Below are 6,911 nucleotides of genomic sequence, written 5' to 3' on the forward strand. Positions count from 1 at the left end.
ATATTATTCGGATATTCTGTTGAAGCGGCTTATCCGTTCGTTTACGATGCGGACGTAATTGCGTCTCATCTTTTCTGAAAGAAAACTTTTTCTCCAACGTTTCGGAACTCGTCAATATCAAACCCGAGTATAGGATTCACTTTAATCCTTCCGAAAAGAGATTTAGCGGCCTTGGGGCTGTATGTATCGAATCCCTCTATGAGAGAAGACGGGCAGTTCCTAATTTCAATCATTTTTTATCCTCCTTACATTTACAGCTCCTATGAAATCTCTGTCGGCCATTGTTTCAAGTAGTCCGAAAAAGTCATTTTCGTCAATCTTCAGGATGCGGCATATAACGCGACGGTTGGCTCCCTCAGGAAGCATATTTGAGAAAAAAGGGAATAGATGTTCAGAACTATATGCTGTGACTTTCTTTGGTAAAGTTGCCGATATTGGTGGCATGGCAGATTTGAGATATTCCTCATCATATTGGAAAGAATACCCGGTTCCGGGATTCTGCTCGGAAAGAATCCCGGCCTTTATATCATTGAAATAAACTTCAAGCTGTTTCATACTGTCTGCCTTATGCGATATTCAATCTCAATGCCGAGTACATCAAGAATCTTCTTTACGGTGTTGAGCGCGGGATTACCCTTGCCACGCTCAATGTCCTTGATCGTGGCAAGCCCGACTTGCGCCATCTCCGCAAGATCCTGTTGGGTCAGAGAAAGGATTTCTCGTCGCTCTTTCATTATATCTTTTAGTTCCATAGTCTGACATAATAAACTTTTGCGCAAAAATAAGAATAATTCTTAATGTCATCAAATAAAAGTATGATAAGCTGTACTTATTGAACGATTAAGTCTATCTGTGAACATCATCAAGCATAAGAGTCTAATATAGTAAACCAATAAAGTAATTCATGAAATAGTTGCCAGATCGTCCATTAAAATATAAATAATGTTGGGTTGTGTATGTAAAGTCAGCCCTTGTAGATAACTGCCGCATAGGGCGGAAACACCGATAAATAAGTTCCTTTTATTCATGATATTCTTTTTTTAATCCCATTTGTAATCTTGCGGCACTTCGCTTTTTAAAGCCGGCCCGAATTCATATCCTTGCTGTTCGAACCATTCTTTCTTTTGAAGCACGTGCTCATAGAAACGGGCAAAGTCCAGTGGCTCTCCCTGATACCACATCTGTTCTGCCAGTCCGATGATGCGGGGAAACAGGCGTTGGTCTATCATGCGTTCCGTCACTACGTCGTCTGTCCATAATGCGCAGCTCATGCCGAGAATCAAAGGATTCTTTTCATTGCAAGCCTTGTTTGAAGGATTGTTCAAATACAAGTCTTTCAAGTCGAACGTGCGTTCTTTTGCATATCCCCGCCACGGAGTGAGCGGAAAGTTGAGATACGTATAGTAGTTGGAGCTGCAAATGACCGGGTAGTTGTGTTTGAGTGCATTGCGGAGCGCTAAGTCTTTATGTCCACGGTAGTTCCACCATTGGATGACTGTATTGTCGGGCAGCGGATATCCGTCCTGATATACGACATCTCCCCAGAAGATGGCTTTGCGTCCCTTTTGCTTCAAGTGGTTTGCCATCTGTGCGGAGAACCATAGTTGGAGGTCGTGACTGTCTTTCAGATTCAACGCTGCTATTCTCTTTTGGCAGTCTTCACATTTGTTCCAATTCCCCTTTGGTGCTTCGTCTCCTCCCAAATGGATGTAGGGGGATGGGAATAGTTCACATACTTCGTCCAATACGTTTTTCAGGAAAGTCAGCACCTCATCTTTTCCGGCACAGAATATGTTTTGGGTGAATCCATGTTGAGGCACTTCGACGGGCAGCCCGAAGCAGCCCAACTCCGAATGGGCAGAAAGAGCAGCTTCCGCGTGTCCCGGCATATCTATCTCGGGCACGATGGTGATATTGCGCTGGCTGGCATAGCTGATTACTTCACGTATCTCTTCCTGTGTGTAGAATCCGTGTTGTTCTTCTGCCTTTCCTACCGAACCTCCTATTTGGGCAAGGCGCGGATACCGCTTGATTTCTATCCGCCATCCCAACCCTTCCGTCAGATGCCAGTGGAAATAGTTCATTTTAAGCAGGGAAGCCATGTCGATGTACTTTTTGATGGTGGATACCCGTTGGTACTGGCGTCCGGAATCCAGCATAAAACAGCGCCATTGCATACTGGGGGAGTCGGTGATGTCGGCACAGGCAAAGGTAAGTTTCCCGGCCGGGCCCGAAACCCATTGACGCAAAGTCTGCACGGCGTAGACGAACCCTCTTTCGCAGGAGGCGGTTATGGTCATCTGTTTCGGATTGATGCTTATCTTATATCCTTCGGGCGGAAGCGACGTGTCGTTCATCCAGCAGATGTGAGCGGTCGATGCGTTGGACTGCCATTTGACGGAAGAGTTGCGGAGCACTTCGCTACGCAAAAGGCTTACGTAAAATGCGGTGGTGTCCGCAGCGTACATGGAAATGTTCTTTCGTAAGGTGAGTTTGCCTTTTTTCATTTCCACTTGGTTGGGAGAGGGAAAGACGATTTGACCGCATGTGATGGCTGCATAGGATACAAGCAGGAGAAGAATGGATAATCGGTGGTTCATACAGGTTATCTTGATAATGGTTATTTGTAGGTAAAGTTAAGAATAAACTGTCCAAAGTGGCAAACACTTTGGACAGTTTTAATTGATTAAGGTCTATTTGTCGCCCTTTTGTGTCCTTTACCATTTTACATGTTTCAGCATATATGATTAAATGCTACTATTAGGCCGACAACGCCAAGGACACCCAGCCCAATCATACCGGAGGAGTCCCTTTTGCCGTCTTTGTTCTTGCTCAACCCCAATGCGAAGCATCCTATTGTAGCAATTATCAAACCTATTATCAAGATAGGAGTTGGAATATCCATGCCTCCGTCTCGATCAATTCTTGCTCCTGCCGGATCGACAGCGAGGGCGTTAAATGTCACTATGAGTGCCACGATAACTGAAATCACCTTATTCATACCTGAGTGTTGCTTTTAGTCATTACAATGGATAATACCACAGGGCATCAAAGGTAAATGAAGAAGTTACGCCATTCATACATTTTTTATGATACATTCCATGCGAAGCCCCGACTCATTGGGCTTTGGAACGCTTTTTACTCCGAAAATTGGTCTTTTCCATTGTGGTTTCAGAATTTTTCACTAAATTTGCATAATTCGCAAATCACATTGACTATGGCAAAATATATCAACCGGATCAAAGTAGTGCTTGCAGAGCAGCACAAGACCAATCTTTGGCTTGCGCGAGAACTCGGCAAAGACCCTGCAACGGTTTCAAAATGGTGTACGAACACCGCTCAACCTTCACTGGAAACGCTTCACGATATTGCCGAGTGTCTGCATATTGATGTTCGCACGCTTTTGAATCCAAATGATTCAGCCATTGCATCAGAGCCGGAGTTAAGCTATGGGGAATAGTGATATGCGATTGTTTTTTTGAACTACAACTTCCGATAATATAAAGATATAGGAACATGACACCGGAAGAAAAAGCAAGAGTCAAGATTGACCGCTGGTTTGAGGACGCAGGTTGGGAGGTCACCGACCGCGACCATTATACACCGGCCGCAACTGCCGTAGCTATACGGGAGGGATTGCTTGAGAACAATCTTGAAGCTGACTATTTCCTCTTTATAAACGGAAAAGCGGTTGGTGTGCTCGAAGCCAAACGTAAAGAAGTTGATATTACGGCTGATTATGTTGCTGAACAAGCCGAGCACTACACTCGTGCCGTCCCCTGCTGTTATCAGACCCATTCCAATCCCTTGCCTCTCGTTTATCTATCCAATGGCGAATCTGTCCTTTTCAAGAATCAAGAAAAGGAAGACTCGGCCTACGATGAGATAAACCGCATCCATTCTCCGAAAGAGATTGTCAAGATGCTTGGAATAGAAGATCAGTTTGCAGGTCTCCCGGTGGTGAAGAAACGCGGACTCCGTGACTGTCAGTTTGAAGCAATCACCGAACTTGAAAAATCGTTCCGCGCCGGTCAGAATCGCGCTTTAATGGTATTGGCAACCGGTGCAGGCAAGACATATACTGCTGTAACAGCGGCCTATCGCTTTTTGAATTATGCAAAAATGCGGCGAGTCCTTTTCCTGGTTGACCGTAATAACCTTGGAAAGCAGGCTGAGGGCGAATTTGGCACTTACAGACTGACAGAGACAGGAGACCCGTTTAATACTATATTTGGTGTGTCCCGCCTTAAATCTGCAGTCATACCAAAGGATGCCAATGTTGTAATTTCTACCATTCAGCGACTCTTCGCTTTTCTGAAAGGTGAGCCGATTACGACCGATAATGACGATGACGAGGAATCCGGCACTACCGAAGACATAATCCTCCCTCCGAATCCGGCTTTGCCGCAGGATTATTTCGACCTCATCGTTATAGACGAATGTCACAGGTCTATTTACGGCAACTGGAAGAAAGTGCTTGAATATTTCAATACCGCACGGTTGATTGGCCTGACAGCAACCCCCGTGCCCGAAACCAAGGCATTCTTCAACAACAATATCGTTGTCAACTACACTCTTGAAAAATCAATAGTCGATGGTGTCAATGTAGGCGCAAGAATCTATCGTATCAAGACTCAGGAAACAGAAAACGGTGGAGCAATCCGTGTCGGAGACAAACTGCGTCAGGTGACACGCTACACAGGCAAGGTAGAGACTATCACCAACCGCGAATCGCAGAACTACACAAAGGAGGAACTGAACCGCTCCATTATCAATCCGGCTCAAATTAAGCTTATCCTACAGACATATAAGGATGCCGTTTATTCTGAAATGTTTATTGAGCCGCAGCGGGAACTAAATTTTGGCTACCTGCCCAAGACATTGATATTCGCCCTCAACGAGGCTCATGCCAACAACATTGTCAAGATTGTCAAAGAGGTGTTCGGCAAGGAAGATGATGATAAGTTCGTACAGAAAATAACGTATTCCTCCGGCGACAGCGATGCTCTTATCCGCTCTTTCCGAAACGACAAGGAGTTCCGCATTGCCGTTACCTGTACTCTCGTTGCCACCGGCACGGATGTAAAGCCGCTTGAAGTCCTGATTTTCATGCGTGATGTCCGCTCAGAACCACTGTATATCCAGATGAAGGGACGAGGCACACGCACCATCGGTGATGATGTGCTGCGAAACGTGACCCCGAATGCTTTCAGCAAGGACTGCTTCTTTCTGGTGGATGCTGTCGGCGTTACTGAATCTGAAAAGACAGTTCCGGCTCCCGGAGAAGATGAAGGCCCGACCGAGACAATAACATTCAAGAAACTCCTTGAACGTATGACGCACGGCGAACTTCCTGACGGTTATTTCAAACTTCTGGCAGCTCGATTGGCTCGTATTTCTTCCAAATCTACCGAGGGACAGCGCAATGAATTTACTGAACTGACCCACGGCATAACTATGGCCGATCTTTCGGAAAGGATGTTCAAGGCAATCGACCCCGAAACGTCTCCATCGTTGCCTCCGTATCGCAATGTCAATGAGCCTAATTTAGATCGTAAAGGTCTGTTTGCGCCGTTGGCAAATAATCCGAAGGCGCGTGAGCTTCTGCTTACTCTCAACGCAGGTTTCATCAAAACCTTGATGCCCGGTGAGGATACCCTTATATCCAAAGGATTCTCTATGGAGGAAGCACAGGAAACGACTTCCGCATTTGAGGATTACTGCAAGACACATGCTGATGAGATTGAAGCATTGCGCATAATCTATAATAACTCCGGCGAACCGTTGACCTATTCAATGCTTCGCGACCTCTCAGTCCAGCTTCGCAGGGCAAACTCCCAGTTCAATGTCTCTCAACTCTGGAATTGTTATTCTCTTCTCAATCGCGAGAAGGTAAAGCCACGCTCAACACAAGAGGAGAAGGAGGCATTGACAAATATAATCCAGCTTGTGCGTTATGCCCTCGGTCAGATTGACCGCCTCGACTCGCTCTGTTCGTCGGCCAACCAGTATTTCAACCTCTGGTACGGTCAGCTTCAGCGTAATATCTCCGACAAGCAGATTGAGGTCATCAAGCAGGTTGTAAGGTATATAGCATCAAATGGAGCTGTAACTATAAAGGATATCAGAGAGGAAGACAAATCTCAGGCGGCTCAGCTTGTTAAAGCATTTGGCAATCTCACAGAAGCGAACAAGGCTCTTTTGTCTCTCGCCGGATTCATAATCTATCACAGAAATGTAGCCTAAAATTTAACTCGGCAATGGCAAACAATACAGAACAATCAATCATAAAAAAAGTATGGACCCTCGCCACGACCCTTTCAGGTCAGGGTGTAGGCTTTACTGACTACATAACTCAATTGACATATCTCCTTTTTCTGAAAATGGATAAGGAGAACCGTGAACTCGGCGAGGAATCGGCCATACCGGAGGGGTATCAGTGGGAAGAACTGACTGCTCTCGACGGAACAGACCTTCTAATGCAATATGAAGAAACGCTCGATTTTTTGAGTCGTCAGGATAATCTTATCGGCACAATCTTCACAAAAGCTCAGAACAAGATTGACAAACCGGTCTATCTCAAAAAGGTCATCACGATGATAGATGAGGAAGACTGGCTTCTCGAAGGCGACGTGAAGGGTGCTATTTACGAAAGCATTTTGGAACGTAACGGTCAGGACAAGAAGAGCGGTGCTGGTCAATATTTTACACCTCGCCCCCTTATCAAGGCAATGGTTGATTGCGCCCGCCCTAAAATAACCGAAACAGTCTGTGACCCGGCTTGTGGCACCGGCGGCTTCCTCCTTGCCGCATTCGATTATATGAAAAATCAGAGTCAGGACAAGGAGAAACGGGAGTTTCTGCGAAACGAGGCATTGAGCGGAACTGATAACACCGCACTTGTTGTCACC

Annotated in this window: 7 protein-coding genes; 3 read left to right on the forward strand and 4 right to left on the reverse strand. The window is 45.8% G+C overall.

All coding sequences use genetic code 11. From position 1 onward, the window contains the following. Positions 1–225: 225 nt before the first annotated feature. From C5O24_RS09620 to C5O24_RS09635, 4 genes are all read right to left on the reverse strand, one after another. Positions 226–555, reverse strand: coding sequence for a HipA N-terminal domain-containing protein (locus tag C5O24_RS09620; RefSeq protein ID WP_107036526.1), 330 nt, complete (start codon positions 553–555; stop codon positions 226–228). After that, the gene (locus tag C5O24_RS09625; protein WP_107036525.1) at positions 552–752 is read right to left on the reverse strand and encodes a helix-turn-helix domain-containing protein; all 201 of its coding nucleotides are present in this window, start codon (positions 750–752) and stop codon (positions 552–554) included. Before C5O24_RS09625 ends, C5O24_RS09620 begins: the two co-directional genes overlap by 4 nt. A gap of 288 nt (positions 753–1,040) precedes the next feature. Next, on the reverse strand, positions 1,041–2,600 hold the full coding sequence (locus tag C5O24_RS09630) for a beta-N-acetylhexosaminidase (RefSeq protein WP_107036524.1): 1,560 nt from the start codon (positions 2,598–2,600) through the stop codon (positions 1,041–1,043). Between the two features lie 134 nt (positions 2,601–2,734). Next, positions 2,735–3,001 (reverse strand): hypothetical protein, encoded by a 267-nt coding sequence (locus C5O24_RS09635; RefSeq protein WP_107036523.1) that lies wholly within the window; start codon positions 2,999–3,001, stop codon positions 2,735–2,737. Between the two features lie 216 nt (positions 3,002–3,217). On the opposite strand from C5O24_RS09635, the gene C5O24_RS09640 reads away from it, so the two are divergent. From C5O24_RS09640 to C5O24_RS09650, 3 genes are all read left to right on the forward strand, one after another. Then, entirely contained in the window at positions 3,218–3,460 is a 243-nt protein-coding gene (locus C5O24_RS09640; RefSeq protein ID WP_107036557.1) for a helix-turn-helix transcriptional regulator, read from the forward strand. A gap of 56 nt (positions 3,461–3,516) precedes the next feature. Further along, entirely contained in the window at positions 3,517–6,246 is a 2,730-nt protein-coding gene (locus tag C5O24_RS09645; protein ID WP_107036522.1) for a type I restriction endonuclease subunit R, read from the forward strand. Positions 6,247–6,260: 14 nt separating this feature from the next. Then, positions 6,261–6,911 (forward strand): type I restriction-modification system subunit M (locus tag C5O24_RS09650; protein WP_133165519.1); only part of this gene is annotated, 651 nt, incomplete at its 3' end.

It is taken from the genome of Paramuribaculum intestinale (genome assembly GCF_003024925.1).
GTDB classification, from domain to species: Bacteria; Bacteroidota; Bacteroidia; order Bacteroidales; family Muribaculaceae; genus Paramuribaculum; species Paramuribaculum intestinale.

Excerpts from the sequence above, each read along its gene's own strand:
- C5O24_RS09635 (WP_107036523.1), bottom strand. The coding sequence starts at position 3,001 with ATGAATAAGGTGATTTCAGTTATCGTGGCACTCATAGTGACATTTAAC.
- C5O24_RS09645 (WP_107036522.1), top strand. The coding sequence starts at position 3,517 with ATGACACCGGAAGAAAAAGCAAGAGTCAAGATTGACCGCTGGTTTGAG.
- C5O24_RS09620 (WP_107036526.1), bottom strand. The coding sequence starts at position 555 with ATGAAACAGCTTGAAGTTTATTTCAATGATATAAAGGCCGGGATTCTT.
- C5O24_RS09640 (WP_107036557.1), top strand. The coding sequence starts at position 3,218 with ATGGCAAAATATATCAACCGGATCAAAGTAGTGCTTGCAGAGCAGCAC.
- C5O24_RS09625 (WP_107036525.1), bottom strand. The coding sequence starts at position 752 with ATGGAACTAAAAGATATAATGAAAGAGCGACGAGAAATCCTTTCTCTG.
- C5O24_RS09630 (WP_107036524.1), bottom strand. The coding sequence starts at position 2,600 with ATGAACCACCGATTATCCATTCTTCTCCTGCTTGTATCCTATGCAGCC.